This is a genomic window from Balneola sp., assembly GCA_003712055.1.
GTDB lineage: Bacteria > Bacteroidota > Rhodothermia > Balneolales > Balneolaceae > RHLJ01.
Genome location: RHLJ01000003.1, coordinates 149,005 through 174,038 on the forward strand (window position 1 = coordinate 149,005; position 25,034 = coordinate 174,038).

Here is a 25,034-nt window from a genome sequence, read left to right on the forward strand (position 1 = left end):
GATTAGTCTAAATGGATTTCAAGTCCGAGACCCATAAGCTCTCGTAATAATACCTTGAATGATTCCGGAACGTCTCCATCAGGAAGGTTTTCACCTTTTACAATGGCTTCATAAACTTTGGAACGTCCTTTAACGTCGTCACTTTTTACAGTGAGCATTTCTTTCAGGATGCTTGAAGCACCGTATGCATATAGTGCCCATACCTCCATCTCACCAAGTCGCTGACCACCAAACTGAGCTTTACCACCAAGTGGCTGCTGAGTGATAAGCGAGTATGGCCCGATAGAACGAGAGTGCATCTTATCCTGAACCAGGTGATTCAATTTGATCATGTAAATGTAACCAACTGTAGTTTTTTGAGAGAACGCCTCTCCTGTTCTACCATCGTATAGATTCACACGACCATCTTCCGGAAGACCTGCTTCTGCAAGCTTGGCTTTCACATCATCCATGCTGGCACCGTCAAAAATTGGTGAAGCAAATGTGGTTCCAAGCTTCTTGGCAGCCCATCCAAGAATAGTTTCGTAAATCTGACCAAGGTTCATACGAGAAGGTACACCTAGCGGGTTTAGACAGATGTCAACCGGGGTACCATCTTCCATGAATGGCATGTCCTCAACAGGTACGATCTTAGCAACAACACCTTTGTTACCGTGACGACCCGCCATCTTATCACCTACCTGAAGCTTACGCTTCTTAGCGATATATACTTTTGCTTTTTGGATGATTCCAGGAGGTAGCTCATCTCCTACCTGAATTGCAAATGTTCTTCGCTTGGCTTCACTATCTATATGACGACGAAGCTCACGGTAGTTGTGGAACAGAAGCTTAACATGCTTCACTAGTTCCTGGTCAGTTGCCCAGTCAATATTCTCATTGATGTTTACCGGGTCAATTTCTTCAAATACAGACTTCTTGTACTTCTCGCCTTTTGGAATAAGCTCTACATTGCTGTAGTTGAATACACCTGGAGAAGTTTTATCTCGAAGCAGAGAATACATTTTATCTGCCCACTGCTGGTTTAGTTCAGTAAGCTTTTCAGTATGTCTTTCTTGTTCCTGCTCAACACGCTTTTTCTCTTCTTTTCGAGAAACTAATTCGTCGCGTTTGCGGCTGAATAACTTCGTGTTGATTACTGTTCCGGACACACCTGGAGGTGTTTTTAGAGAAGCATCTTTTACATCACCAGCTTTGTCACCAAAGATAGCACGTAGAAGTTTTTCTTCCGGAGTAGGATCAGTTTCACCTTTAGGAGTAATCTTACCAACAAGGATATCACCCGGGTTGATTTTCGCTCCAACGCGGATCATTCCACGCTCATTAAGGTTACGAGTAGCTTCTTCGCTCACGTTAGGAATTTCACGAGTAAGCTCTTCTTCACCTCGCTTGGTATCTCTAACTTGCTGCTCGAATTCAGTTACGTGGATAGACGTATAAATATCTTCCTGAACGATACGCTCTGAAATTACGATCGCATCCTCGAAGTTATATCCTCTCCAAGGCATGAAAGCTACCAGCAGGTTTCTACCTAGTGCTAGTTCTCCACCATCTGTAGAGCATCCGTCTACGATAGCCTGGTGTTTCTTCACCTTGTCTCCAACCTTTACAATTGGACGTTGGTTGGTAGCTGTATCCTGGTTAGTTCTGGTGAACTTCTCAAGATTGTACACTTTTACACCGCCATCAAAGTAGCAGTTCTGCTCCATTTCAGTACGATCGTACTTAACATGTACTTCAGTAGCACTTACATATACTACTTCACCATCAGCTTCTGCAGTAATGATAGCTCTTGAATCGCGAGCTGCTCTGTGTTCTAGTCCGGTACCTACTACAGGTGCTTCCGGACGAAGAAGTGGTACTGCCTGACGTTGCATGTTCGAGCCCATCAAGGCACGGTTCGCATCATCATGCTCAATAAAAGGAATTAATGCTGCTGCCAAAGAGGTAATCTGGTTGGTAGCAACATCCATATATTCGATTTCATCCTTGCGAGCATTCGAGTAGTTACCCTCACGCATTCTGGAGAAAACGAGATCGTTTTTAAACATTCCTTTTTCGTCTAACTCAGCATTAGCCTGGGCAATCACAGTTTCATCTTCCTGCTCAGCGGCTAGATACTCAACCGACTTACCTACTTTACCGTCTTTCACTTTTCGGTAAGGAGTTTCAATGAAGCCGAAGTCATTCACTTTTGCATGAATGCAAAGAGAAGAAATCAAACCGATATTCGGGCCTTCAGGTGTTTCAATCGGACAAAGTCTACCGTAATGAGTATAGTGAACGTCACGAACCTCAAAACCAGCTCGTTCACGAGTAAGACCACCAGGCCCTAGTGCAGACATACGACGCTTGTGTGTCAATTCTGCTAATGGATTGGTTTGATCCATAAACTGAGAAAGCTGATTAGTACCAAAGAAAGTATTAATCACACTTGAAATAGTACGTGCATTCACAAGATCCTGTGGAGTCAACTGCTCAGCATCACGAGAGTTCATTCGCTCACGAATGGTTCTGGCCATACGAGCCAAACCTATCGCGAATTGCTGACCTAACTGCTCACCAACTGTACGAATACGTCGATTACTCAAGTGATCAATATCATCAACTTGAGATTTCAAGTTCTTAAGACGGATTACCTCCTTAATAATGGCAACAATGTCCTCTTTTGTAAGGAACTGTACATCCGTGAGATCCAATCTAAGTCGCTTGTTAAGTCTGTATCGACCAACTTCGCCAAGATCGTACTTCTTATCGCTGAAGAATAATCTTTCAAGAATAGCTCGAGATGTTTCAGGGTCTGGCATCTCACCAGAACGAATTTGCTGATATACTTCTCCGAGTGCAGAATGCTCATCCCATGTTGGATCCTTTCGGAGCGTATTCATCATTACTGAACGCTCAGACTCTTCAGCAGTAATTTTTTGTATAAGAACGGTTTTAACTTCCGCATCTTTTAACATTCCATAATCATCTTCCGTTAGTTGATGATCACGCTCGAAGATGATTTTTCTATTTAATGCTTCAGATACTTCACCAGTCTCATCATCAACTACCTCTTCCATCTCTTCAACGATGATGTTTTGAGCAAGGCGCTGACCAACTAGCTTTTTATTGTAATCAGCTTTTGTTCCGAATTTAACGTCATCAGAAAGCTCGAATAGACTCAATAATTCCAAGTCAGTGGAGTAGCCAAGTGCACGTAATAGAGTAGTAGCAGGAATCTTTTTCTTTCTATCAATATACGCCCATAGTACGTCTCTGATATCAGTAGTGAATTCGATCCATGAACCTTTAAAAGGTATTACTCGTGCAGAATAAAGTTGGGTACCATTTGGGTGAACAGACTGTCCGAAGAATACCCCCGGAGATCGGTGTAATTGACTTACAATTACTCGCTCTGCACCGTTAATGATGAAGGTACCACGGTTGGTCATCCATGGAAGATCTCCTAAGAAAACTTCCTGTTCGATGGTTTCGCTGGCTTCATCACTGTCATCTACTGATGATAATCTAAGCTTAGCTTTTAGTGGTACCGAATATGTAAGACCACGATCCTGGCATTCTTTGATCGTGTATCGGGGCACATCCACATTGTAGTATAAAAATTCTAGAATGTGAGTCTCACGAGTATCCTGAATAGGAAAGTTCTCGTTAAATATTCGCTGTAATCCTTGATTCTCTCGCTCGTTTGGAGCAATATCAAGTTGTACGAATTTTTCAAAAGACTCTAGTTGAATATCCAGGAAGTCCGGATAGTCTAAAACATGTTTAGTGCGCCCAAAAGATTGGCGTTCCGTATTTGGAATTATTTGCATCTTATTGCTCAAAAGAACCTCTCCATTTTGTTGAAGGGTGATTGTACAGGAAAACCCCAGTACTAACCGAGGTTAATTATATATAGACGCCAATAGCCAATACCGCTTTCACGATATTGGCTACCAACGAAATGTTTACTAAGTGCTTACTTGAGCTCTACAGTAGCTCCAGCTTCTTCAAGCTTGCCTTTGATCTCTTCTGCTTCATCTTTAGCAACGCCTTCCTTGATAGTGTTAGGAGCGCCGTCTACTAATTCTTTAGCTTCTTTAAGACCTAGGCCAGTGATACCGCGTACTTCTTTAATTACAGCGATTTTCTTAGCACCAGCAGATTCAAGAACTACATCAAATTCAGTTTTTTCTTCTGCTCCACCAGCACCACCGTCTCCACCAGCAGCTGGTCCTGCAACTGCAACAGCAGCCGCAGCAGGTTTGATGTCGTATTCTTCTTCTAGAACTTTAGCTAGTTCGTTTGCTTCTTTGATAGTTAGGTTGACAAGCTCTTCAGCTAGTTTGTTAACGTCAGCCATTGTTATCTCCAGTTGATTTAATAAAAATTCTTAGTTGTAAATAAGGGTTAGTTTTCGCCTTTTTCGGCGATGGTTTTCACAGCTCCAACAAGGTTTGACCCAGACGCGTTGAGCGCTCCAAGTACATTTGCCATAGGGGCGGATAGTAAACCAAGGATATCACCAATGATCTCATTTTTAGATTTCATTGATGCTAGAGCGTCTAGCTTGTCCTCACCAAAAAACTCTCCATCTATGATGGCCGCTTTAAAGTGTGGCTTGTTGTTATCCTTGATAAAATCTTTTAAAACCTTTGCTGGTGCAGATAATTCTTCTTCAACAAAAGCGAATGCATTTTGCTCATTTAGAGAAGGAATGATAGCGTCGTATCCTCCAACCTCTTCCATAGCAAGTTTCATAAGCTTGTTCTTGTAAACTTTGAAGAAGACATTTCCCTTACGAAATGCACCTCGCAGTTGGTTAGCTTCATCTACAGACATGCCAGAATAATTGGTGATATACACCGCATTGGCATTTTTTAAATTTTCTGAGATTTCGTCTAATACTGCTCTTTTTTCTGCTGTAGGCATAATTTAATTCCTCCTAATTAAGAGCTGTAACTGCGGTTCTGCTTATCGGGATGCTCGGCCCCATGGTGGAACTCATATACACGCTTTTAACATACGTGCCTTTTGCTGAGGCAGGCTTCAGTTTCATTACTGTTTGAAGAAATGCTTCTGCATTCTCTTTCAAATCAGCAGCTCCGAAGCTTACTTTACCTACAGATGTGTGCAAGATTCCGGTTTTGTCAACACGGAAATCGATTTGACCAGCTTTAACCTGCTTTACAGCAGCAGCTACATCCATAGTTACGGTTCCACTTTTTGGGTTTGGCATCAATCCACGAGGACCTAAAAAGCGTCCAAGCTTACCGAGTTTGCCCATTACATCCGGCGTGGCGATAATAACATCTATTTCCGCCCAGCCTCCTTCAATTTGTGCGATATAATCATCCAAGCCCACATGGTCGGCTCCAGCTTCAGTAGCTTCGGCTTGCTTTGCTTCGTTAACAAGGGCTAATACCCTTACTTCTTTACCAGTACCATGAGGTAAACTCACTGTACCACGTACCATCTGATCAGCATGCCGTGGATCAACACCTAAACGGATGTCGATATCTACGGAAGCGTCAAAGCTGGTAGTAGAAGTTTTCTTAACGAGATCACAAGCTTCTTCCAAAGAATATTCTACCTCTGGATTAACCAATTCGGCGACTTGTTGATATTTTTTTCCTCTTTTTGCCATGAGTATATGTTACCTGTCGCGGTTTACTCTAAGACCCATACTCCGAGCCGTACCTGCAATCATTTCGGCAGCTGCTTCAACGTCGAACGCATTTAAGTCCTCCATCTTCTGCTCCGCAATTTCCTTGCATTGGCTCCAGGTTACCGTTCCCACTTTAGCGCGGTTAGGTTCGCCTGAGCCGGATTTAATTTTGGCTGCCTGCTTAAGAAGTACAGGTGCTGGCGGAGTTTTAGTCTTAAAGGTAAAAGACTTATCCGCGAACACGGTGATTTCAACAGGAATAACCGTTCCGGCTTTGTCCTGAGTCTTTGCATTAAAGGCTTTGCAAAACTCCATAATGTTGATACCTGCCTGACCGAGAGCCGGTCCTACAGGAGGGGCTGGGTTTGCCTGCCCGCCAACAATTTGGAGCTTCAGGATTCTTTCAACTTTTTTAGCCATGGATTCTCAGGATCCTTTCTAATTATATAACTTCAGTTTATCGCGTAATAGCTAGTGTGCATCAACTAGGTTCTTTTATGTAGTGGACTCGACCTGGTTTACATCTACTTCAACAGGAGTTCTTCTTCCGAAAATACTTACCAATACCCTGAGCTTGAGTTTTTCAGGGTTCACCTCCTGCACAGTACCATCGAAATCTTTGAATGGTCCTGATATCACTTTTACCAAGTCGCCTTCACTGTACGGAATCTCAACATTCCGTAATTCATCTCCAGCTTCCTGCACTCGCCCAATGATGCGTTGAACTTCGTGCTTTTTCAGAGGAGAGGGCACCAAATCAGCTTTTCCTTTCAAAAAGCCAAGGCATGATGGTGCACTTTGTATGAGGTTATTTACCTCTTCATCGTAATGAGTATTCAACAAAATATACCCTGGGAAAAAGTTCTTCTCCCGGGTACGCTTCTTACCTCCGCGAATCTCTACTACGGTCTCAGTAGGTACCAGGATATCTATAATCTTATCTCCCAGATCCTGGTCTTCGATCTCACGCTCAAGAAACTCTTTTACTTTTTTCTCATGGCTGGAAAAGCAGCGTACCACATACCAGCCATGCTCCAATTCATTACTCATTATCTGTTATAAATAGCTTCTAGTACTGTGCTATACACCTGATCAATTCCGAAAATAAATGCTGATACTATGATCGAGAATACAACTACAATAATTGTGTTATCTACTAATTCTTTTTGGGTAGGCCAGGACACTTTTTTGAACTCGTTACCTACACTCTCAAAGAAATTTATAAGTTTTTCCATTTTACAGTACTATATAATGTTGCACGGGTGGAGAGACTCGAACTCCCGACACCTGGTTTTGGAGACCAGTGCTCTACCAACTGAGCTACACCCGTAGATACACACAAGAGTAGACAGTGAAACTGCCTACTCTACATGCGCTACGAATATGTTCTTAGATTAATCTAAGATTTTAGTTACCACACCGGCTCCTACGGTTCGCCCACCCTCACGGATCGCAAAACGTAGCCCTTCTTCCATCGCCACCGGCTGAATCAACTCTACCGACAACTTCACATTGTCGCCAGGCATCACCATCTCCACGCCACTCGGCAGCTCACACGCTCCCGTTACATCCGTGGTACGGAAATAAAACTGTGGACGGTAGCCCTTGAAGAACGGCGTGTGACGACCTCCTTCATCTTTGCTCAACACGTACACCTCACACTCAAACTTCTTGTGGGGAGTGATTGAGCCTGGCTTACATAATACCATCCCACGCTGGATGTCTTCCTTAGCAATACCTCGAAGCAGGATCCCCGCGTTGTCGCCCGCCTGACCCTGGTCAAGCAGTCTACGGAACATCTCAATACCAGTCACTACACTCTTTAACGGCTCTTCTACGATCCCTACAATCTCGATCTCGTCGTTAAGCTTCAAGATTCCACGCTCAATACGGCCTGTTGCCACAGTTCCACGGCCCGTAATAGAGAACACGTCTTCCACTGGCATCAAGAACGGCTTGTCTACATCACGCTCTGGAGTAGGGATGGTGGTATCTACCGCCTGGATAAGCTCCACAATCTTCTCTTCCCACTGCGCTTCACCGTTAAGAGCACCAAGGGCTGATCCCTGGATCACAGGAATGTCATCACCATCAAACTCATAGCTAGAAAGCAGCTCACGTACTTCCAACTCTACCAGCTCAAGAAGCTCCTCGTCGTCCACCAGGTCTACCTTGTTCATGAACACTACGATTTGAGGCACCCCTACCTGACGAGCTAACAAGATGTGCTCGCGGGTTTGTGGCATCGGGCCATCGGTAGCCGCTACTACTAAAATAGCACCATCCATCTGAGCTGCACCCGTTACCATGTTCTTCACATAGTCGGCGTGGCCTGGGCAGTCTACGTGCGCGTAGTGACGTGCTTCAGACTCATACTCCACGTGCGCCGTAGCGATGGTAATCCCACGCTCTCTTTCCTCCGGAGCGTTGTCAATCTGATCGAAGGCCTGGGCTTCTCCCCCATAAGTCTTCGCCATTACCGTCGTGATCGCCGCCGTCAAGGTCGTCTTGCCGTGATCTACGTGACCAATGGTGCCCACATTCACGTGGGGCTTGGTGCGTTGAAAGGTCTCTTTTGCCATGTCTAATTTAGTTTATGTGTTTTGTTAAAAAATTTTTCCGAAACATATCAACCTGAGAGCCGATAGTCGGACTTGAACCGACGACCCCTTCCTTACCATGGAAGTGCTCTACCACTGAGCTATATCGGCTTAGTTGTTGAGCGAGCGACCGGGATCGAACCGGCAACATTCAGCTTGGAAGGCTGACACTCTACCAATTGAGTTACGCTCGCTAGTCAATATGTCAAGTGGGGAGAGCAGGATTCGAACCTACGAAGTCGTAAGACAACAGATTTACAGTCTGCCCCAGTTGGCCGCTTTGGTATCTCCCCATTTCACAAAATGAGCCAGTGACCGGATTTGAACCGATGACCGACGGTTTACAAAACCGTTGCTCTACCAACTGAGCTACACTGGCTTTTTGCGAAAGACTTAAAAAATACCCATGTATTCAAAAATTGTCAACATTTGAATAGCAAAAAATTTCACTCTTCAACTTCATTCTCAGATGAGATTTTTCTACCGAATTTAACCCATAGAAATCGAGCTAAAATTGTTATACCGATACAAAGCAGTATGACTTTCCCATAAGTAGATAGATACCCTCCGATTACCTTCCAGTTATCCCTCACAAACCAGCCTGCAAGTAACAATAAGGCATTCCAAAGAGCAGAACTTATAAAGGAATTTAAGATGGTAAACCGCAGGTTTAAATGAGACATCCCTGCAGTAAGAGAAATAACCGAGCGGGTGCCTGCCAAAAAACGATTCCCAAAAATCACCCACTGCCCATACTTACCCATCCATTTTTTCCCTTTCTCGAAGTACTTATAGTTGATAAACCTGAGCAGGAAATGCGTCTCTTTGTTTTCCTCAACATGCCCACCCAGCTTATTACCTATCCAGTACATATTCATAAATCCCACAACTGAGGCAAGCACTGTAATTATCCACAGAACCGGAAGAGATAAACTGCCATCAGCAGCGAGATACCCCCCGAATGCAAGAAGTACATCGCCAGGTAAGGGTGGAAGCACATTTTCAATGTAAGCAATAGCTATAAAAATGAGATAGATCCCAAATGGAGGAATAAGATAAATCCAGTCTACTATGGATTGAACAACCTGTTCGGCCATATTACACTTTCTCTATTAGTACTACTGCTGTTGCAGATATCCCCTCTTCTCTACCAACGAAACCCATTTTTTCAGACGTAGTTGCCTTTATCGAAATATTTTCGAGAGTAGCCTCCAGGTCATCGGCTATTGTTTTCCTGATTTTAGGAAGGTGCGGCATTAGCTTTGGACGTTCGGCTACAATAGTGACATCAAGGTTGACCAGCTTATAACCCCGCTCCCTGATCAGTTTGTAGCAACTCCTCAATAATACCCTACTATCTGCATCTTTAAACTCAGGATCATTATCCGGGAAATGTTGACCTATATCTCCCAAGGCTAATGCACCTAATAACGCATCGCTAATTGCATGAAGGAGAACATCGGCATCGGAATGTCCCAATAATCCTTTCTCGAATGGGATTTCTATACCTCCGAGAATCAACTTCCTTCCGGAGACTAATTTATGAATATCAAATCCGTAGCCTATTCTCATAACTATATTTCCTCTTTCAAAATGAGCTCAGCAATTTTCAAGTCAATTGGATATGTAATCTTAAGATTCCTTCGATCCCCCTCTACAACCCCGACTTCATACCCTAGCTGCTCTACTAAAGATGAATCATCGGTTCCTATGAATCCATTACTTCGTGCCGACTCGTAAGCTTCAAGTATAATCTCTTTCTTAAATATTTGAGGAGTCTGTGCCTGCCAAAGAAACTTTCGATCAGGAGTTCCATCAATTAGATATGCTTCGTTAATTCTCTTGATGGTATCCTTAGCAGGCACTGCAATAATGGAAGCGCCTACCCCAACTGCCTTCTCACAACAAGCTTCTATTAAATTGGCAGATATAAATGGTCTTACTGCATCGTGTACAGCCACCAAATCAATTTCATCACTAACGCACTTGAGAGCATTGTGGATAGAATACTGTCGCTCCGATCCACCTTCTACAACCATCATTTTCAGATCTTCCCTATCCAAAGACTTAAAGATGTCTTCAACTCTCCCTACAGATTCTTTGGAAGTAGGTATAACTATTTCACTGAGGGAAGGGACGTTGAGAAAAGCCCTTATGGTATGCTCAAGAATAGTCGAACCTTCGAGCTCAATAAACGGCTTTGGAATCCGTGAACCCAAGCGGGAACCGGAACCGGCAGCCGGTATTATGACTGCCAGTTTTGTCATATTAAATGATCAACATTGCATCGCCGAATGAAAACAGACGATAGTCTTTCGACTTTGCTTCTTCATAGGCTTTCATCAAAAAGTCATACTCCGCAAAAGCAGCACCAAGCATTAGTAATGTTGACTCTGGCCTGTGGAAATTCGTAACCAATGCTTCGGTAATTTTGAACTGGTAAGGAGGATAGATGAATTTATCTGTCCAACCTGTTCCCATCTTTGACATTCCGCTCGCCATTACGCTTGTTTCTATAGCTCGAACTACACTGGTACCAATGGCTACAACCTTATTGGTTTTCTTTTTTAAGGCTACATTGATCTTATCCGAAGTATCCTGTGAGATAAAGTAATTCTCAGAATCCATTCTATGCTTAGTAAGATCTTCTACCTCAACATTTCGGAAGGTGCCCCATCCTATGTGTAAGGTTATAGGAAGAAACTCAACACCTTTTGCTTTAATCTTTTCAATTAATTCTTCGGTGAGATGCATGCCTGCTGTAGGAGCTGCTACCGCACCACGCTCAGTTGCATATACCGTCTGGTACCGTTCTTTATCTTCATCAACCGGCTCTCTTTCTATATAAGGAGGAAGAGGCATTTTGCCAAGCTCATCCAGTCTTTCATACAGCTCATTATTAGGACCATCAAATAAGAAACGGATGGTTCTTCCTCTTGAAGTTGTATTATCTACAACCTCAGCCATTAACTCATCTTCTCCTTCTCCGAAATATAGCTTGTTTCCGATCCTGATTTTTCTGGCTGGCTCTACCAACACATCCCAAAGCATATTTTCGGGCTGAAGTTCTCTAAGTAAGAATACTTCGATATCAGCTTCTGTCTTTTCCTTTTTACCATTCAATCGTGCCGGGAATACTTTTGTGTTGTTGTATACAACTACATCCCCTTCGTTTAGATACTCATGGATATCAGAGAATTTGCGATGCTCTATGGTTTGCTCGGCTCTATTAAGAACCATAAGTTTAGCATCGTCTCGTTTTTTTAATGGCTCGTCAGGAATGTTAAGTCCTTCGATTTCGTATCTAAAGTCGGTGAGTTTCATCTCTCCTCAGCTGTTTGTACAATTTGGTTAAACATTTTCAAAAGAGCGCAAAAATAGTGTTTTTTGTACTCTATTTCAAAGAAGATTCATTATTCATACTGTTTCTTATTAGCAGCCAAATATGTATAATTATAATCGCTCGCACACGTTGCATCAGCAAAGTCTCAAGCTCATGAAAAAAATATTTATTCCTGTTCTATTTATTGCTCTCTTTTCTTCCACTGCATTAGCTCAGCTACGCTCTGATCTTGCTACACCTACTGATTATTCCGGATCTATTATAAATAGCACTGTTCCTACTGTTGAAAACGGATTGAACCGCTTTTTTAACAGCTTGGAAATGAGCCATTCCTACAGCATGAATTTTTCTTCGTTTGGTGGCAGCTATCAAAATGTAAATGCCTATACCAATACAGTTACTTTCGATATTAGCCCACGAATGAATGGTAGGGTAGACGTTTCTTTCCTTCACTCTCCTTTTGGAGGAAGCACAGCTTATGGTCAAACTGATTTTCAGAATAGGGTCATGATTGAAAATGCTGAATTGAACTACAGGATAAATGACAAAACTTTTATCAAATTTCAGTTCCGTCAATCACCTGCAGGATTTTATGGATATAACCCTTACGGGTATAATCGTTTTGACAGACGATTCAATGACTTCTGGTACTAACTGTATTTGAATGACTGAAAACCAACCGGAAAAATCCGGTACTAATACTGAAGGTCTTCTATTTAATGCTGCAATTGGCTTCCTCAGCATTCTCCTGGTTGTACTACTTATCGCTCTTACTACGCGAATTATCTATCCGAGAATTTTCAATGAACGGTCAGAAGAAAACTCTCAATTAATTAGCGAAATAATTCAGATTGAAGTTTTAAACGGGTGTGGGATTGCAGGGATTGCTAATTCTTATACCGGATTATTACGCTCAAATGGATTTGATGTAGTTGAAACCGGAAATTTCGATCATTTCGATCTTGAAGAAACCATTGTTATCTCAAGAAGTGGAGTTATGGATAACGCAAAAAGAGTAGCAGCTGCATTAGGAATAGATGAAACCAATGTATTAAGAGAAGAATCACCTGACTTTTTTCTGGATGTAACTGTGGTTATAGGCCACGATTATGAAACACTTAATACGGAGTAAATGACAGATATCAACCAACCAGGAAATAATCAATTTATTGATGCCAATCCTGACTCAAAAAACCTGGTCGAAATAATTATAGAGGGACTTCGAAAAAGAAAAGCACAGGATATAGTTGTTCTGGATGTTTCCGAATTAACTACGCTCACCGATTATTTTGTGATTTGCAGTGGTAATTCGGATACCCAAATAAAAGCCATTGCTGATTCAGTTGAAGAAGAGCTTTTAGAACAAACCGGAGAAAAGGCCTGGAAAAAAGAAGGACTACAGGCTCGTTCGTGGATTATCCTCGACTTTATCAATACAGTTGTCCATATCATGAGTAAGGAAAAGCGTGAGTTCTACAGCATTGAGAGAATGTGGAATGACGCTAAGATTACCTATATAGAAAACGAAGACTAGAATACTATGTCTGGTTTTCGCATACTCGTAACTGAACCTATTCCTAAACAGAACATAGACTTTTTGAAGTCGGTTGGTGAAGTTACGATTGGTGCAAAAGGAAAATTTTCGGAACCTGATCAACTAAGTGCAGTTCTACCTGGCTTCGATGCTCTACTTTGTATGCTTTCAACTCCCGTTACTAAAGATGTACTCAATTCATCCCCAAATCTTAAAGTAATTGCTAATTTTGCAGTGGGGTATAACAATATTGATGTTGACACGGCTACCAAACTCGGTATCAAAGTAGCAAATACTCCTGATGTACTCACCGAAGCTTGTGGAGATTTTGCTATGGGCTTGCTTATGGCAACTACAAGAAGGTTCAATGAAGCGGAAAACTACCTGAGAAATGGTCACTTCAAGGGATGGGAGCCATTAGGGTTTTTAGGAATGGAACTAAGAGGCAAAACTCTTGGCATTATTGGGATGGGAAGAATTGGCCAATCATTTGCAATGAGAGCCAGGGCATTTGGAATGAACATACTCTATCACAATCGATCCAAACTGCCGGATCAATTGGAGAAAGAGCTTGAATGCACCCTAATATCATCTGTTAAGGAACTTGCATCGAAAAGTGACGTTTTAAGTATTAATTGTCCTTTAACAAAGGATACCCATCACTTAATAAATGAAGAAATCTTAGAAGCCATGCCTTCTCATTCCATATTGATAAATTTATCCAGGGGTCCGGTAGTAGATGAAGAAGCATTGGCGAATGCTCTGCATCAACAAATAATTTGGGGAGCTGGTCTCGATGTTTTTGAAAAAGAACCGGAGGTACACCCCCTGCTTCTTACTGCTCCCAATTGTACAATACTCCCTCATATAGCAAGTGCAACGTTTGAAACCAGAGAAGCCATTGGGATGCTTGCTGCAAAGGCAATTTCTGATGTATTAAATGGCGTTCCGGATCGTAATATTACTAATCTAGTTAATCCTAATTCCTGAATAGAGGTTTAGACTCTATGTAATGGATGCATCCACTAACAATACCACTACCTGGCTTTTTGCCTTGCTAAGCATAATTGCTATTGGGTATGGTTTTTTTGAGTGGATGAATGTTCAATCAGATCCGGCTATGGAGGAGGTTCAACAAATAGCTGAAGATGCAGTTCATGAAGCTTCAGAAAACTTTCAGCAATTTGTTTTCGATTATACCTCCGAAGCCACCTCCTTTACAGAAGACGTTCGAACTCAAATTGAATCCGGAGCGACAAAAGAGCAAATCTCCAACACCATAGTTCCCAACTATTCATTTTGGGGAATACTTATTACCAGAGATAGCACTAAATGGCTCTGGAATGATTTTGCTCCTGACCATTTTGTTAATGATTCCAGTACCAGCGCAGGCTCTATCTATGTTTCGATTGGAAGAGAAAACAATGTCGGTTTCTTATACAGTATTATTCCTTTCTTTATCGAAGACTCATCAAAAGTTACCCGGTACGATGTATATACCAGGGTCAAGCTTCTACAAGAAAATGTTCTCAACTTTGGGAATAACCTTGAGATTAATCCCGAAGCATTATTTAGCAAATCTGATACTTATCCTGTTTCCTTTAATCTCAATGGGGTAACTGATAGAAAGACATTAGCTAGATCTATATTAAGTACTGCAAGCAGTGATTCATTGGGCGAGATAATCGCTGAACAGAATGATCTGGATGAGTTTAAGATTCAGCGGGATTATGCTGTAGGAATTTGGAGAGCCCTTTTTCTCGTCGTCATTTTTTTACTGATGGTTGTTCTTGTGTTCAGCCTCTCAAAAAACCTACCTACTAAATGGGCAGTGTTGTTCGAAATTTCTTCCGCTATCATTCTTTGGTTGCTCATTCATTTTTTAAGTTCTAAAGTTCAGATAACCCATCCCTCATTTTCTTTTTTTGCCAACAAAACCTTGTTTGGTTACTTGGTCAATTCCACATTCAGCGTCTTGATTTCTTTTTCAATTTCGCGAGTGTTGCTTAATCCAAAAAATCGAAGTATTACTTTGAACAGTACCTCTCTCAATGCTCTCTCATTTTTTGGTTCTTTAATATCCGGGTGGTTCATTTCATATTATCTGGTGAATAGCTCCACGACCATTACAAATTCTGAAGTGAATGTAATGGACCTTGCTCTTTATCCTTCTTTATCGACATTTGTCTTTTATATTTCTTCCGGCTTTTTCTTTGCCTCTATAACGGCACTATCGATAATTTTCTTCAGATACTTACTATCTCAGGATACAAAGAAGATTCCCGGAATCATCATCTCCTTTCTGGTTGGGTCTTCCATTTTCTTTTTCGTGGCTAAGTTTTTCATCTATACCACCAACTTTGATGCCTGGATACCGTTGATAAGTTCCTTGTATTTGGTACTGGTTTTTGTGCTTTCTTTTTTCTGGAGTCGTAAGAAGTTGGCGCTTCAGTCCTCTTCAAAATTAAGACTGGTTATTTTTATCTCTTATATTGCCACTTGCTTTGTATACATCGCATATTCAAGCGGAAATACCTTTAGGCAGAACGAACGAATGCAGGAAGCTGCTCAGCCTTTTTTAGATGAAGGTTCTAATGAAGTTGAATCCATAACTATTCAATTGCTTGGCAATCTAAATGCGTCACTCTCGGAAAATTCACTAACACAAAATACCGCCTCGCTTGAAGAGCTTGTAGAAGGTTATATAAGACCGGACTGGCTTCGATATACGATATCCGTTCAGCTTATTGATACTGTTGGCTCACTGATTTCAGACTATACAACCAGCCTTTCACCTCCCCAATGGAGTACCGAATTTAGAATACAAGACCTTGTAATACCTTTTGAGGATGAACAAATCAGGAGATCCAATCTCCGGCCAGTTCTTCGATACCGTCCTATTAACACCATCAATGCCAGTTATTCAGATTTTATCCGTGGCTGGATTCCCATTTTTGAAAATTCAGAATCTGAAAAGATAACAGGTTGGATATTATGCTCGGTGTATGAGGAGGTGCCTCAACTTGAGAAACCACTACGAGCTGTACTTTCATTAAAAAAAGAAGACGCCTGGCAAGAAACATTCTCTGTTACCGAATATCAGAATGGAATCCTGCTAAGGCAATCAATTATTGGAATTCCACTTGATATACCAGGGCCTACCGCACTGGTCGATGAAGTAGTAGCAAGAGTTAACGCCGATTCAATCTATACAACTTCCTTTGTTTCCGGTTCAAACGAAATAAAGGAATTGTATATAAATAAAAGTAATGGTGGTATTGTACGAGTTGCCACTATAAGAATGAGCTTCAATAACCATGTATTTTCATTTTTGCGGCTTTTTATGGTTATAGTTTTTGGGGGCATCATCTTGCTGTTCATCCTATCAAAAGTGAATAACCGGAACTTATTAGGAAGTTCACGCCGATTTAAAGACCGCCTCATCGACCGGTTAATCTTTGCCAGTGCGACTTGCCTGATTGCATTAGTTGCTGCATCCTATTATGTATTAACACTTCAAAATGAGCAAGAAGTAAAAACACAACTATTCAACCGTTTAGAGAACCTTACTTCCAGCCTGGAAGAAGATTATGCCGGAATAGAAATATCACCCGAAGAGCTTCAACGAATAGCCTCTGTATTAGATATTGATGCCTCATTATTTGTTTCCGGTTCTCTGACGAACTCAACAACTCCCCAAATCTTCAATCAACACCTATTATCATCCAATATCCCCTGGGATGTATTTAGTAACATAACAACATTCAAAAGTAACGAAGAACTAAAGGTAGTTTCATTTGATGACCAGCAAATGATGATTGGCTATATGCCCTGGATGAGTGATAACAATACCATTGCTGGTATAGCGGCTATACCTACATTCCTGAAAGCACCTCAGTTTTATGACCGCTTGCTTTCGACCATAAGTTACCTTATAGCTTTCTATGCTCTCATTTTTGGCCTTTTGATGCTTGGTGTAGGGTATATAACTGCTCAACTTACCTCTCCATTGGAAGAAATAAGGGAAGCACTTAAAGATTTATCAGAGGGTGATTTCAACACGCGCTTACCTGTTCGAAGTAAAGATGAAATTGGTACCCTAACCCGGGCTTATAATGAGATGACCAGGCGTTTAAAAACTGCACTCGATGAACTGGCTCAAACAGAACGCGAAGCAGCCTGGAAAGAAATGGCTCAACAAATAGCTCATGAGATTAAAAACCCTCTTACTCCCATGAAACTGAATCTTCAGCATCTTGAGCGCCAAGTAGAATTAGCTAAAGAAAACGGACCGGAACAAGATCAACGAGTTGCAAAAATTACAACCAGTATGATTGAGCAGATTGATGCATTGAATAAAATTGCTTCTGACTTCTCCACGTTTGCTAAACCTATTCAGCAAGAATTTAAGAAGCTGGACATCAATGCATTGATTCAGTCTGTAGGTGAGATGTATGAGTTGGACAAGCACTTCTCACTTGATATACACACTACTAACAAACCGCTTTGGGTTAATGGAGCAAAAGAAGAATTAAGAAGGGTTTTTGTTAATCTGATAAAAAATGCCTCCGAAGCAGTTTCTCAGGATGGCAAGATCAGCATCAACACCAAATTCAATTCAAAGAAGAGAAAGGCACAGATTGAAGTCTCTGATAATGGGCAAGGTATTTCTCAAGAGGATCAGAAGAATATCTTTATGCCTAATTTTTCTACAAAAACCAGTGGCACCGGATTAGGACTGGCAATTACCAAGAAAATAATCGAAGAACATAATGGGGAAATTGCGTTTCAGTCAACTCTGGGCCAAGGAACTACATTCACTATTATTCTACCCCTGGGCAAATAAAAGTATGCTTAGTCATCCTGAACCTGTCTGCCGATAGGCAGGCTTATTTCAGGATCCTACGGAATGGCTTTATCACTGATCCATAAATAAATTGATTATGCAGCTCTACTAGAAGCTGAATGAACTCGGTATCACAGTTCATGCTTCCCCATCCTGATAAACTCTATCTTAGTGATCAAAACAGTTAGCTCCCTGAAGGTCTTGTCCTTTTTGTTATAGTTTTTGTCCGATTTGAAATAGTTTTTGTCCGATTTGTAAGTATACCTAACATTAAATTCTGGACATTTTCAATCAAAAGGTAATACATGAATGTGATAAAGCAGAATACATTTCATTCGCCGTTGGTTACTGAATCAAATCGGAAAATGCGGTCATTATATAAATGGCTTTCCAGGGTAGCGGGTTTGAGAACATGTTGGGTAGAAGGAATTGATGAACATAACCAACCGTTATGGGGTTTTATAAAACGTTTAACCAGGCACAAGTTTGCAGTATTCAGCCGAAGGCTAGTTCTTACTTCGCTACTACTCTCCCCACTGTTGGTATCCCCCCAGGCTTCGGCGCAAACGTCCTTTGAACTGTCGGAGGTTAATGGGATTAACGGCGCCATTTTTAATGGCTTAGATGACGGTCAAAAAGCAGGTAAAGCAACAGCTTTTGGGGATATTAACGGAGATGGCATTGACGACCTCGTTATCGGCGCACCCTTAGATTACTATGGGGGCGAAATCGGAGAAGTGTATGTGGTCTTTGGTTCATCCTCCGGATTTTCTTCTTCCACAGAACTGAGCTCCCTGGATGGTACGACCGGCTTTACCCTGAATGGGATTAATTATAGAGACCGTACAGGCTATAGTATTGCCACAGGAGATATCAACGGAGATGGCATGGACGATGTGATTATTGGCGCACCCGAAGCGGATCCGGATGATAAAAGCAGTGCAGGGGAAACCTATGTGGTCTTTGGGCAGAGCAGCTTTAGCGGATCTTCGTTGATCGAGCTAAGCTCCTTAGATGGAAGCAACGGTTTTACCCTGTATGGGATAAATACATCCGATCTAAGTGGCTTCGCTGTGGCCTCCGGAGATATCAACGGAGATGGCATTACCGACGTGATTATCGGGGCACCCGTTGCGGATACGGATGATAACAACAGTGCAGGGGAAACCTATGTGGTCTTTGGCAGCACCACCGCCTTTACCTCTTCTATAGAACTAAGCGGCTTGGACGGCAGCGCAGGGTTTACGATCCATGGAGTATCTGATAACAAATCTGGATGGGGTGTTGCCGCAGGAGATATCAATGGCGACTCCTATGATGATATAATCATAGGTGCTCCTGATACAGATCCTGGTATAATTGATGCCGGAGGAGTATATGTACTCTTTGGTCAAAGCGCTTTTGCCTCTTCTGTTGACCTAAGTAGCTTAGATAGCAGTACCGGCTTTACCCTTCTAGGAACCGACCAAAATAATTCAACCGGGAAAAAACTTTCAGCAGGCGATATCAATGGAGATGGCTTCGACGACCTGATTATTGGCACTGCCTCGGCGAACCCTAATGGTAATAATTCCGGTAGTACCTATGTGGTTTTTGGTCAAAGCACTGCTTTTGCCTCCTCCATTGAACTAAGCGGCTTAGACGGCAGTACTGGTTTCGCCGTTTATGGGATTGACGCACAAGATAGAAGCGGTTATGGGGTAGCAACCGGCGATGTAAATGGAGATGGGATTTTCGATGTGATTATTGGTGCTCCCGGGGCAGATGCTAATGGTGATTATACCGGTGAAAGCTATGTGATATTTGGGGACACTGCTTCGTTTGATGCTTTTATTCAGCTATCTTCTTTAGATGGAAGCATAGGCTTTGCGCTAAATGGACCTAATACATATGAATACAGTGGCACCTCGGTAGCTACCGGAGACTTTAACGGAGATGGCATTGATGACATCGCTATCGGAGGTGAGGGCTATTACAATGACGCTAATCCAAGTGGGGCGATCGTATTTTTCAACTCCATTTCCCAGGCCATCACCGGAGATGAGGGCTTCCGCACCCTGGCCGCCCCCAGCAATGGCACTGTGTTCGATGAACTCCTTGGAGGCTTCTGGACCCAGGGCTTCACCAATTCAGACGACAACACCGACCCTACCCCCACCGCAAACGTGTGGACCTGGGACCAGGACACTCAGGAATGGGCCAGCCTTTCCGACCAAACCACCGACAACCTCTCGGCAGGCAACGGCTTCCTGTTCTACATCTTCTCCGATGACAACTGGGTCGAGGACGGCGATGCCGGCTTCCCTAAATACATTTCTGCTAACCAGTACGGCGGGGATGGCAGCGTCAACTCCGGCAGCGTGAACCCCGTTAGTGACCTGGCCGACTCCGACTTCTTCTTTGCCGGCAACCCCTACTTCTATCCCATCGACTGGGACCTGCTTACCAAATCCGGGCTCTCCGAAACCGTGTATATCTACGATGATGCCAATTCTACCTGGCAGACCTGGAACGGTTCAACAGGGAATATTACCGACGGGGAAATAGGTGCCTTCCAGGGCTTCTTTATTGAGGGCTTTGGGGGCAGTGGCTCGCTGACCATTGAGGAAGCAGACATCACCTCCAATTCTGTAAGCCTGCTTAAGACGGTAGACACCGAACCCAAAGCGCTCAAGATCCACGCGGAAGCAGGTAGCTTTTCTGCCGACGCCTGGCTTTCCTTCCAGCAAGGGGGGGAACTAGGACGGGACGCCTTCGATGGGCTGTCTTTAACACCCCTGTCTTCCAGTTATCTAAAATTGGCTACCCACGCGAGTAATAATGAGGAGCTGCAGATCAATGCCCTTCCTCTTGATTATGAGCAAGAACTTCGTGTACCGCTGGATCTTTCCGGGATGGGGGCGGCCTCTCAGGCCGAAGTCACCTTCGAAGGATTGGAGCAGTTCGAAGATTGGACGATCACCCTCGAAGACCTCGAGACAGAAGAAGTCGTTGAGGTAAACCAGGAACCCCTTACCCTTGCAATCCGGAGCATTCAAGCGAAAGAAGCAGGTACAGTGCCCGCGTCCCTGGCTACCCCTAAAGCAAAGGCTGACGGGCACCGCTTTGAACTTGTCCTTACTCCGGTAATTGGAGTAAATACACAACCCGACCCAAGCCTGCCGGAGCAAATTACCCTTGCGCAGAACTATCCGAACCCCTTCAACCCTGGTACGAATATTCTGTTTGAGGTGCCCCGCGCAGGCCGGGTTTCCCTGGAGGTCTTTAACCTGGTGGGGCAGAAAGTAGCCCAGCTGGTGGACGAACAAAAGCCGGCAGGTCGCTATGAGGTGACCTTTGATGCTTCGGCTCTCTCCAGTGGGGTGTATGTGTACCGGCTTACCACGGGCGGACAACAATTAACCCGAAAGATGACCCTGATTAAATAAGACCACGTAACTTTGTCATTTCGAACCTGCTTGTGTCGGGAGACAAGCAGGGTGAGAAATCTAAAAATCGCTTCTAACGTCAATGGTTAGATTTCTCGCTTCGCTCGAAATGGCAAAAGCAATATTAATTCACCATCAGATATATAAGGGGCCATCCCGACAGCTGTCGGGAGAAGGTAGGCACCCTCGCTGAGATTGCTTCTGCTGGCCTTCGCCAGAATCGCAATGACATTGATTAAATAACTAGGATAAATAACAGGTGATACGTGGGCAACCCTCACCTATCACTGGTTACCTATCGCCGGAAGGCATGTATACCTGCAAGAAACTGAGAGATAGAAGCAGCGCATAGGCGCTCAAGAACCTCCATGAATGTCCGGTTTGTTAGTGTTTTTGTCCGCTCTGTAATAGCTTTTGTCCGATTTGTTAGTGCTCTTACCCCCAACTTGTGGATACTTAAAAATATTCTCGAGGAAAAAATAATGAAAGAGATAGAAAACCGTCCATTAGTGGTTACGGAACCCCACCGCAAAGTACGCTCATTATATAGATGGCTTTCCAGGGTAACCGGCCTGGAAGCATGCTGGATAGAGGGGAACGATGACCATAACCAACCGTTATGGGGCTTTATAAAGCGGTTAACCAGGCATAAGTTTGCGGTATTCAGCCGAAGGCTAGCTCTTGCTTCCCTGTTGCTCTCCCCCCTGTTGGTATCCCCCCAGGCTTCGGCGCAAACGTCCTTTGAACTGTCGGAGCTTAATGGGATTAATGGAACCCTTTTTAATGGGGTAAGTAGCGGCGACTACACAGGCAACGCTTTAGGAATCGGCGATATCAACGGAGACGGGATCGGTGATCTGATTATTGCCGCACCACGTGCCGCTCCGAATGGTAACAGCAATGCAGGAAAAACCTACGTAGTATTTGGCCAGTCCACGACCTTTGGCTCTTCTTTCGAACTAAGCTCCTTAGATGGCGGTAATGGTTTTACACTTAACGGGATTGATGCAGGCGATAACACCGGTCAAGCCATCGCCGTGGGTGATGTTAATGGAGATGGTATTGACGATATGATTATAGGGGCAAATGGTGGGGCCCCGAATGGTTCCTATTCCGGGGAAATCTATGTGGTTTTTGGGCAGAGCAGCTTTAGCGGATCTTCGTTGATCGAACTAAGCTCCTTAGATGGCAGTAATGGCTTTACCCTGAATGGGATAGATGCATACGATGACGCAGGTCTTGCCCTTGCCTCCGGAGACATCAATGGCGATGGGATCGGTGATGTGATTATTGGCGCACACCGTGCGGATCCGAATGATAACAGCGAGGCAGGGGAAGCCTATGTGGTATTTGGTCAAAGCCCAGCCTTTGCTTCTTCCTTCGAACTCAGCTCCTTAGATGGAAGCAACGGTTTTACCCTCAATGGGATTGATGCAGACGATAGAAGCGGTAATAGGGTAGCTACGGGTGATATCAACGGAGATGGCATTACCGACGTGATTATCGGCGCTCAGTATGCGGATCCTAATGCTAACAGCGAGGCAGGGGAAAGCTATGTGGTCTTCGGCCAAACCACGACCTTTGGCTCTTCCTTCGAACTCAGCTCCTTAGATGGAAGTAATGGCTTTACCCTCAATGGGATTGACGCAGACGATCGAAGCGGACGCAGCTTGGCCTCCGGAGATATCAACGGAGATGGCATTGCCGACGTAATTATCGGCGCAGTCTTTGCGGATCCTAATGGTAATAGCAGGGCAGGGGAAAGCTATGTGGTCTTTGGCCAAAGTAGCTTTTCAGGGTCTTCTTCCATCGATTTATCCTCCCTGGATGGAACTACCGGCTTTATCCTGAATGGGATTGACGAAAACAGTCTTAGTGGTAGGGCGGTAACAGCCGGCGATGTGAATGGAGATGGGATTGGGGACGTACTTGTTGGCGCTCCTTACGCAACTGGTGGTAGTACTTATTCTGGTCAGAGTTATGTCATTTTTGGGAAAACGGCCTCTTTTGATTCTTCCATTGAATTATCCTCCTTGGACGGGGATACCGGCTTTGCGCTCACTGGAACTGATTTTCTCGAATTATCCGGTGCCTCTGTAGCTGCCGGAGACCTCAATGGGGATGGCATGGACGATATCGCTATTGGAGCTATGAGCTTTCTCGAAAACGGTGAGGCAGCTGTTTTTTTCAACCGCATCCCCCAGGCCATCACCGGGGAGGAGGGCTTCCGCACCCTGGCCGCTCCCAGCAATGGCACCGTGTTTGATGAGCTTCTCGGAGGCTTCTGGACCCAGGGATTTACCGACTCTGATGGTCCCTCAGGCGATGATAATGTATGGACCTGGGACCAGGGCACTCAGGGCTGGACCAGCCTTTCCGATCAAACCACCGACAACCTCTCGGCAGGCAACGGCTTCCTGCTCTACCTGTTTAGTGACGATGATTTTGATGGCTCTGCGGAGGGTTTCCCTAAATACATTTCTGCTAACCAGTACGGCGGGGATGGCAGCGTCAACTCCGGCAGCGTGAACCCCGTTAGTGACCTGGCCGACTCCGACTTCTTCTTTGCCGGTAACCCCTACTTCTACCCCATCGACTGGGACCTGCTTACCAAATCCGGGCTCTCCGAAACCGTGTATATCTACGATGATGCCAACGCTAACTGGCAGAGCTGGAACGGCTCGTCAGGGAATATTACCGACGGGGAAATTGCCGCTTTCCAGGGCTTCTTTATCCAGGGCTCCGGGGGCAGCGGCTCGCTGACTATCGAAGAGGCCGATACCTTGCTTACCACGGTGAGTTTACTAAAGAGCGTGGACACCGAGCCCAAAGCGCTCAAGATCCACGCGGAAGCAGGTAGCTTTTCTTCCGACGCCTGGCTTTCCTTCCAGCAAGGGGGGGAACTAGGACGGGACGCCTTCGACGGGCTTTCTTTAATACCCCTGGCTTCCTCCTATCTGCGCCTGGCTACCATTATAGACAACCAGGACCAGCTCCAGATCAATGCGCTGCCGGTAGATTATGGGCAAGAACTCCGGTTCCCCCTTGACCTGTCCGGGATTGTAGATTCCTCCTTTGCCCAGGTAAGCTTCGAGGGCCTGCAGGACTTTGGCGACTGGGAGATTTCTATTGTGGACCTGGAGACCGAAGACGTCGTTGAGCTTTCCCAGGGCGACACCCTCTCCCTGGCCATTCGCAGTGTTCAGGCTAAAGCCGTGGGGGCGCCCGCTTCCCTGGCTGCCCCTAAAGCAAAGGCTGACGGGCACCGCTTTGAACTTGTCCTTACTCCGGTAATTGGAGTAAATACACAACCCGACCCAAGCCTGCCGGAGCAAATTACCCTTGCGCAGAACTATCCGAACCCCTTCAACCCTGGTACGAATATTCTGTTTGAGGTGCCCCGCGCAGGCCGGGTTTCCCTGGAGGTCTTTAACCTGGTGGGGCAAAAGGTAGCCCAGCTGGTGGATGAGCAGAAGCCCGCAGGCCGCTATGAAGTCAGCTTCGATGCTTCCGCACTTTCCAGTGGGGTGTATGTGTACCGGCTTACCACGGGCGGACAACAATTAACCCGAAAGATGACGCTAATTAAATAAGCAGTCATTGCGAGGGGGCCTGCGGAGCGCGACCGCGGCA

The 25,034-nt window shown here is 44.3% G+C and carries 19 protein-coding genes and 5 tRNA genes; 7 read left to right on the plus strand and 17 right to left on the minus strand.

Annotated elements, in window-relative coordinates; genetic code table 11:
• Positions 1-2: 2 nt before the first annotated feature.
• The 17 genes from rpoB to queA form a co-directional block, all read right to left on the minus strand.
• Complete coding sequence (rpoB, locus tag ED557_08025) at positions 3-3,815, minus strand: DNA-directed RNA polymerase subunit beta (protein RNC83720.1); 3,813 nt, start codon at positions 3,813-3,815, stop codon at positions 3-5.
• 146 nt (positions 3,816-3,961) lie between these two features.
• Positions 3,962-4,345, minus strand: coding sequence for a 50S ribosomal protein L7/L12 (locus tag ED557_08030; protein ID RNC83721.1), 384 nt, complete (start codon positions 4,343-4,345; stop codon positions 3,962-3,964).
• A gap of 47 nt (positions 4,346-4,392) precedes the next feature.
• Positions 4,393-4,914: a 50S ribosomal protein L10 gene (locus ED557_08035; protein ID RNC83722.1), complete on the minus strand. Its 522-nt coding sequence runs from the start codon at positions 4,912-4,914 to the stop codon at positions 4,393-4,395.
• Between the two features lie 13 nt (positions 4,915-4,927).
• Entirely contained in the window at positions 4,928-5,629 is a 702-nt protein-coding gene (locus ED557_08040) for a 50S ribosomal protein L1 (protein ID RNC83723.1), read from the minus strand.
• A gap of 9 nt (positions 5,630-5,638) precedes the next feature.
• The gene (rplK, locus tag ED557_08045) at positions 5,639-6,070 is read right to left on the minus strand and encodes a 50S ribosomal protein L11 (protein RNC83724.1); all 432 of its coding nucleotides are present in this window, start codon (positions 6,068-6,070) and stop codon (positions 5,639-5,641) included.
• A gap of 75 nt (positions 6,071-6,145) precedes the next feature.
• Positions 6,146-6,700, minus strand: coding sequence for a transcription termination/antitermination protein NusG (gene nusG / locus ED557_08050; protein RNC83725.1), 555 nt, complete (start codon positions 6,698-6,700; stop codon positions 6,146-6,148).
• On the minus strand, positions 6,700-6,885 hold the full coding sequence (gene secE, locus ED557_08055; protein RNC83726.1) for a preprotein translocase subunit SecE: 186 nt from the start codon (positions 6,883-6,885) through the stop codon (positions 6,700-6,702). The genes nusG and secE overlap by 1 nt, the downstream gene beginning before the upstream one ends.
• 19 nt (positions 6,886-6,904) lie before the next feature.
• Positions 6,905-6,980, minus strand: a tRNA-Trp gene (locus ED557_08060).
• Between the two features lie 64 nt (positions 6,981-7,044).
• Positions 7,045-8,232 carry an elongation factor Tu gene (gene tuf, locus ED557_08065; protein RNC83727.1) on the minus strand — a complete coding sequence of 396 codons (1,188 nt, stop codon included), beginning with the start codon at positions 8,230-8,232 and terminating at the stop codon, positions 7,045-7,047.
• Positions 8,233-8,289: 57 nt separating this feature from the next.
• Positions 8,290-8,361: transfer RNA gene (locus ED557_08070), tRNA-Thr, on the minus strand.
• Positions 8,362-8,368: 7 nt separating this feature from the next.
• Positions 8,369-8,444 (minus strand) — tRNA-Gly (locus ED557_08075).
• A gap of 16 nt (positions 8,445-8,460) precedes the next feature.
• Positions 8,461-8,543 (minus strand) — tRNA-Tyr (locus ED557_08080).
• 13 nt (positions 8,544-8,556) lie between these two features.
• A tRNA-Thr gene (locus tag ED557_08085) sits at positions 8,557-8,629 on the minus strand.
• A gap of 67 nt (positions 8,630-8,696) precedes the next feature.
• A complete protein-coding gene (locus ED557_08090; GenBank protein ID RNC83728.1) occupies positions 8,697-9,347 on the minus strand; it encodes a DedA family protein in 651 nt (216 codons plus the stop codon).
• Position 9,348: 1 nt separating this feature from the next.
• On the minus strand, positions 9,349-9,822 hold the full coding sequence (locus ED557_08095; protein ID RNC83729.1) for a 2-C-methyl-D-erythritol 2,4-cyclodiphosphate synthase: 474 nt from the start codon (positions 9,820-9,822) through the stop codon (positions 9,349-9,351).
• A gap of 2 nt (positions 9,823-9,824) precedes the next feature.
• Positions 9,825-10,517 (minus strand): 2-C-methyl-D-erythritol 4-phosphate cytidylyltransferase, encoded by a 693-nt coding sequence (gene ispD, locus ED557_08100; GenBank protein RNC83730.1) that lies wholly within the window; start codon positions 10,515-10,517, stop codon positions 9,825-9,827.
• Between the two features lies 1 nt (position 10,518).
• On the minus strand, positions 10,519-11,574 hold the full coding sequence (gene queA, locus ED557_08105; GenBank protein ID RNC83731.1) for a tRNA preQ1(34) S-adenosylmethionine ribosyltransferase-isomerase QueA: 1,056 nt from the start codon (positions 11,572-11,574) through the stop codon (positions 10,519-10,521).
• Positions 11,575-11,746: 172 nt separating this feature from the next.
• Here queA and ED557_08110 point away from each other — a divergent pair, with 172 nt between their 5' ends.
• From ED557_08110 to ED557_08140, 7 genes are all read left to right on the plus strand, one after another.
• Positions 11,747-12,247 carry a hypothetical protein gene (locus ED557_08110; GenBank protein ID RNC83732.1) on the plus strand — a complete coding sequence of 167 codons (501 nt, stop codon included), beginning with the start codon at positions 11,747-11,749 and terminating at the stop codon, positions 12,245-12,247.
• A gap of 10 nt (positions 12,248-12,257) precedes the next feature.
• Positions 12,258-12,725 carry a LytR family transcriptional regulator gene (locus ED557_08115; GenBank protein ID RNC83733.1) on the plus strand — a complete coding sequence of 156 codons (468 nt, stop codon included), beginning with the start codon at positions 12,258-12,260 and terminating at the stop codon, positions 12,723-12,725.
• A complete protein-coding gene (gene rsfS / locus ED557_08120; protein RNC83734.1) occupies positions 12,726-13,127 on the plus strand; it encodes a ribosome silencing factor in 402 nt (133 codons plus the stop codon).
• A 6-nt stretch (positions 13,128-13,133) separates the two neighbouring features.
• Positions 13,134-14,117 carry a D-glycerate dehydrogenase gene (locus ED557_08125; protein ID RNC83735.1) on the plus strand — a complete coding sequence of 328 codons (984 nt, stop codon included), beginning with the start codon at positions 13,134-13,136 and terminating at the stop codon, positions 14,115-14,117.
• Between the two features lie 22 nt (positions 14,118-14,139).
• Positions 14,140-17,973 carry a HAMP domain-containing protein gene (locus tag ED557_08130; GenBank protein RNC83736.1) on the plus strand — a complete coding sequence of 1,278 codons (3,834 nt, stop codon included), beginning with the start codon at positions 14,140-14,142 and terminating at the stop codon, positions 17,971-17,973.
• A 305-nt stretch (positions 17,974-18,278) separates the two neighbouring features.
• Positions 18,279-21,401, plus strand: coding sequence for a T9SS C-terminal target domain-containing protein (locus ED557_08135; GenBank protein RNC83737.1), 3,123 nt, complete (start codon positions 18,279-18,281; stop codon positions 21,399-21,401).
• Between the two features lie 368 nt (positions 21,402-21,769).
• A complete protein-coding gene (locus tag ED557_08140; GenBank protein ID RNC83738.1) occupies positions 21,770-24,994 on the plus strand; it encodes a T9SS C-terminal target domain-containing protein in 3,225 nt (1,074 codons plus the stop codon).
• The last annotated feature ends 40 nt before the right edge of the window (positions 24,995-25,034 follow it).

What these genes read in the sequence shown, in the direction of transcription:
- ED557_08125 (RNC83735.1), top strand. Translation starts at nt 13,134, where the DNA reads ATGTCTGGTTTTCGCATACTCGTAACTGAACCTATTCCTAAACAGAAC.
- ED557_08140 (RNC83738.1), top strand. Translation starts at nt 21,770, where the DNA reads ATGAATGTCCGGTTTGTTAGTGTTTTTGTCCGCTCTGTAATAGCTTTT.
- ED557_08035 (RNC83722.1), bottom strand. Translation starts at nt 4,914, where the DNA reads ATGCCTACAGCAGAAAAAAGAGCAGTATTAGACGAAATCTCAGAAAAT.
- tuf (RNC83727.1), bottom strand. Translation starts at nt 8,232, where the DNA reads ATGGCAAAAGAGACCTTTCAACGCACCAAGCCCCACGTGAATGTGGGC.
- nusG (RNC83725.1), bottom strand. Translation starts at nt 6,700, where the DNA reads ATGAGTAATGAATTGGAGCATGGCTGGTATGTGGTACGCTGCTTTTCC.
- ED557_08115 (RNC83733.1), top strand. Translation starts at nt 12,258, where the DNA reads ATGACTGAAAACCAACCGGAAAAATCCGGTACTAATACTGAAGGTCTT.
- ED557_08030 (RNC83721.1), bottom strand. Translation starts at nt 4,345, where the DNA reads ATGGCTGACGTTAACAAACTAGCTGAAGAGCTTGTCAACCTAACTATC.
- ED557_08130 (RNC83736.1), top strand. Translation starts at nt 14,140, where the DNA reads ATGGATGCATCCACTAACAATACCACTACCTGGCTTTTTGCCTTGCTA.
- queA (RNC83731.1), bottom strand. Translation starts at nt 11,574, where the DNA reads ATGAAACTCACCGACTTTAGATACGAAATCGAAGGACTTAACATTCCT.
- rplK (RNC83724.1), bottom strand. Translation starts at nt 6,070, where the DNA reads ATGGCTAAAAAAGTTGAAAGAATCCTGAAGCTCCAAATTGTTGGCGGG.
- ED557_08135 (RNC83737.1), top strand. Translation starts at nt 18,279, where the DNA reads ATGAATGTGATAAAGCAGAATACATTTCATTCGCCGTTGGTTACTGAA.
- secE (RNC83726.1), bottom strand. Translation starts at nt 6,885, where the DNA reads ATGGAAAAACTTATAAATTTCTTTGAGAGTGTAGGTAACGAGTTCAAA.
- ED557_08110 (RNC83732.1), top strand. Translation starts at nt 11,747, where the DNA reads ATGAAAAAAATATTTATTCCTGTTCTATTTATTGCTCTCTTTTCTTCC.
- rsfS (RNC83734.1), top strand. Translation starts at nt 12,726, where the DNA reads ATGACAGATATCAACCAACCAGGAAATAATCAATTTATTGATGCCAAT.
- ispD (RNC83730.1), bottom strand. Translation starts at nt 10,517, where the DNA reads ATGACAAAACTGGCAGTCATAATACCGGCTGCCGGTTCCGGTTCCCGC.
- rpoB (RNC83720.1), bottom strand. Translation starts at nt 3,815, where the DNA reads ATGCAAATAATTCCAAATACGGAACGCCAATCTTTTGGGCGCACTAAA.
- ED557_08040 (RNC83723.1), bottom strand. Translation starts at nt 5,629, where the DNA reads ATGGCAAAAAGAGGAAAAAAATATCAACAAGTCGCCGAATTGGTTAAT.
- ED557_08090 (RNC83728.1), bottom strand. Translation starts at nt 9,347, where the DNA reads ATGGCCGAACAGGTTGTTCAATCCATAGTAGACTGGATTTATCTTATT.
- ED557_08095 (RNC83729.1), bottom strand. Translation starts at nt 9,822, where the DNA reads ATGAGAATAGGCTACGGATTTGATATTCATAAATTAGTCTCCGGAAGG.